The organism is Clostridium sp. NSJ-145 (assembly GCF_021044725.1).
In the GTDB taxonomy this organism is placed as follows: Bacteria; Bacillota; Clostridia; order Clostridiales; family Clostridiaceae; genus Clostridium; species Clostridium disporicum_B.
In genome coordinates this window covers 1-4,250 of the sequence record NZ_JAJNOS010000040.1, presented here as the reverse complement: position 1 = coordinate 4,250, position 4,250 = coordinate 1, and the positions used below count along the sequence as shown (strand labels likewise).

Annotated in this window: 2 protein-coding genes; both read right to left on the bottom strand. The window is 25.4% G+C overall.

Going from position 1 to position 4,250, the window contains the following annotated elements:
• Window positions 1–441: hypothetical protein (locus LQE93_RS16560; protein WP_231074558.1), on the bottom strand; the 441-nt coding region annotated here is incomplete at its 3' end.
• A gap of 547 nt (window positions 442–988) precedes the next feature.
• Window positions 989–4,018, bottom strand: coding sequence for a DUF4116 domain-containing protein (locus tag LQE93_RS16555; RefSeq protein WP_231074557.1), 3,030 nt, complete (start codon window positions 4,016–4,018; stop codon window positions 989–991).
• Window positions 4,019–4,250 lie beyond the last annotated feature (232 nt).

Genomic DNA, 4,250 nt, shown 5'->3' with positions numbered 1-4,250 from the left:
TATGTTTAATATAAAATCTGTTAAAATCCAATATAATACCGAAATTCCAACTAAAAACAGTATAAGTACTTGTATAACTATTTTTATAGCTTCCTTTTGAACTTCCTTTTTAGCTTCAATTTCATCTTTATTATTTGAAAACGCAATTATATCTCTATTTTGAGACTTTATAATTGCCATTTCTTTAAATAATTTTCCTCTTTTTAACTTATAATAAGTTTTACTATTAACTTTATATAATCCCATGTAACCAGTTTCTTTGCTTTTTAGCTTTAATACATATCCATAATTACTCGTTGATCCATTACTATAATTTTCAAAAGCATATTTATCAACTACAACACATTCTTCTTGTCCAATATAAGTTAAATTCTTTATATTAAATAAGCTAAACTGGTCTCCTATGTATTTCCAATATATTTTATATATATTCTTTTTCATAAAATAACCCCATTTTTTCAACTATTATTAAATACTTCTCTATATTACCATAAATATTAATATATGTAAAATATTAACATTTTTTTATTTGATTAATTATTTAAATATTTTATTCTCTAACTTTAAATAAAGGATTCAAATGATTAAATAATATCTCACCTAATAAAGTTAATTTTTAATATAATCAAATATTAAATAAATTATCAATTTCATATATGATTATTCTAAAATTTACTTATATTTACTCTTTTCTACTAAATCAACTGATTACATAAACAAAACTATTAAGAGTTTCGTTATTTTTGTATATGTCTATAAATCACTTATTTTAATACACAACACTTTATTAAATACTTCTTAATATTTCATTATAAGAAGAAACCACCAGACTTAAATCTGATGGTTTATCCTTACCCTATAGTATTTTTTATTTCATAAATATATTTTATAAATTTATATATGATCATTGTTTCTTCAAAATATTATTTGTTATTTTTTAACCAATAAATTTATCTAATAGTTCCTTTTATTATTATTTAAAAACAATTTATTCATTATTAGTATTTACAATTAACGTATCATTTATCATATCATCAATACTATTTGCCTTTTGGATTTGATTAACAAAATCAGAATTTAGCCACTCTTCATTCCATATACGAATGATATTCTTTTCAGTTGAATACTGTAAACTTCTAATTATTCTTGAAATCTTATAAAGATAAGTTCCTTCATCATAAATTGAAGCACTCTTTCCCCATTCTTCCAATTGAGCAGTATACTGTATAACTGGCATATTTAATTTCATTTCCTTTTCATATCTTCTATAATTATCTCTCAAAATTTTACAACTTTTCTGAGATTGTAGTAATGCTTTCAAATCCTTATAGATAATTCTAGATTTAATATCATTAGCAAAATAAGGTGTAACCTTTCCATCTATTAGGTTAACAAATATATGACAATAAGAATATGATTGAAAATGTGATGGTTTATCTATATCTACAATACATCCATGAATCTTACCTGAACCGCCCAGTCTTTTGATAAAGTTTGAAATATATTTCTGTTTTCCTGTATAAATATCTAAAAACGAATTAATATTTTTTACATAGTTGTCAAGATTATCATAATAATACTTTAAATCATCTATTCTATTACGTTCTACCTTTACCAACTTCCCCCCATTTAAAAGGTAAATATATTTATTTTTAGATTGTTTAGAATACGAACAGTAAATAAAAAACATATACTTTTCATTTTTCTTTATGATGTAAATCTGTCCACCATCTCTTTTAAATGACATTTGCACTAACTTACCTTTATTAAAATCTCTATATTGATCATTCGTTATTTCATGAATACCATCTTCTAGATATGTAAAAATATCATATTCATTATCTATATAGAAATATTTAAGTCCCAGTGTTTCTGTATTATAACCAATTTGATTATCTGCATAAACAATCTTTTCATTACTTATATCAAAGTAATTGCGGTGATTATGACCATTTACATAAATCCAGTTTGGATTATGTATCTCTTTATTCCAATCATATTTTTGCATATGTGTAAGAACTATTACATTTTTCTTTGGTATAGCCTGTATTAATTTTCTATATATACTATCAAATCTATAGGCTTCATATCTATCTCTTGTTAATGCCTCTTCTTTAGAATTAGCTTCCTCAAAAGACTTTCCATAGCGCATATTTGCTGCATTGTATTTATCATTTAGACCACTAAATCCAATACCTCCAAGTATTGCTATTGAACACTTCTTTACTAACTCCCTTAATTCTTCTTCATTCAGCTGAAGTATTTCCTCTTCACTTAGTATTAATCGTTGGTTACGCTCCTTCACCAAAAGAAAATCATTTTGTAAAAATGTTATTCCTATCTCTTTAAAATATTCACGGTAAAACTGAATATTACTTTCAATTTCATTCCAAGGATCCCAAAGTTCATGATTTCCATGAACAACAATAATATTTTCTGGTTTCCAATATGACACTAGCTTTTCATAAAATATCTTTGCGTACTCGAATTTTGATGAGGTATCACCAGCAATTAATAGATAACTATCATCTGGCACTGTCCCCACTGATTCAACCATTTTTTCTGCTAAATATTTAACATACCATCTGGCTTCATCGCTTGTTGCTTTATATTTAAACTTATTTACAACTCTATGACAAAGATGAATATCGCTAATATAAAAAAATGGAATTTGATTATTATCATATACCTCATAACCATCATCATCTACAGGTTTAGGATAAATAAATCCTTTCTGAATACAAATTTCACTTTTATCCATCTTAATTGAGTCCATTAAATCTATTCTTTTCTTAATTCCTTCAAAGTAACTGCCATCATATAACCCTTGTTCTTCTAAAACCTTATGATGAATTATAGCTCCTCTAATTTCATATTCTTTTAAATTTATACCTTCAAACTTACATGTGCGCAATTCTGCATCATATAAATTACCATCTAAAAAAGTGTAAAATTTATCAAAATCTTCAAATTCAGCAATGACAATATAAGACTCTTCATATACTCTATCATAAAGCCAAATAGAGGTATCAACATCATAAACTACCTTAATTTCTACTTGGAATACTTCTTTTTCTGAATTGTAAGATTTTCTATGTATACTTATTTTCCCTTGTGATTTCTGATACTTCAAAATTTTACTATTACTTTTCATTATCATTGATAAATACTGACATGCATAAAAATCATTTTTAATATATTCCATGGAAATATCTATACCATTTTTGCAATTTGGCATATACTCTAGCCATTCTATATTTTCTTCAACTATGCTTTTAAGCAACTCCACAGGTGCATCTTCGCTTAATATCTCATATCTTATATCTATAGGTGTAAATGAAAAGGTGCTAGGTTCTTTTGTTATTGAAACTAAACATATTTCCTTCGTTTTTAAATCTTCTGGAACTTTATTAAGTAAATATGGATCCGAATTAACAGCGAACCAACACATTTCCTTTGTTTTGAAGCGATTTGGAATATATCTAAATACATTCCTATCTTTCTTATAAGCATCTAAATAAGTTTTTTCATCAACATATTTTTGAGCTGCATATTTTAAAGCCATAGGATTTTGATTAATTGCAACATTACATATTTCCACTGTTTGTTCCTTTTTAGGTATTAACTTCAATAATAACCCATCTTTATTTAACATCTCGCAAATTAATTCTTGTGTACTATATCTCAAATTCTCTAATTTATCCGTTATTGAAATCATGCATATTTCTTTAGTTCTTAATTTAGCTGGAACATTTTCAATTAAAGTTGAATCAGTCTTAACTGCCAGCAAACACATTTCCTCTGTCTTAAAGTTATCCGGAACATGTATGAATAACTTTCCATTTCTTTTGACTGCATCCAAACAAATATTGATATCAATACATTTTTTAGATGCATATTGTAAAGCATTGGGATTTTGATGAATTGCAACTTTACACATTTCTGGTGTTTGTTGTTTTTTCTGTATCTTCTTTAGTAACATCCCATCTGTCTTTAGTTTTCCTAGAATATCATCCATATTAATTAGCTCCTTTCACATTTCACATTCCTACAACTTATTCAATCTAACTTTTAACATTTCATATCCTGTATTTTTTTTGAATTTATAGATAATTACACTAATGATAATTTAATTATAACATCAATTTAATATTTATCTAATTATGAAATTCTTCTGGTTCTATCCTTATTAATTTTTATCTGTTTCACTTGTTGAACAATTTTTTATAAATCTTCAAATCAGTTGATTT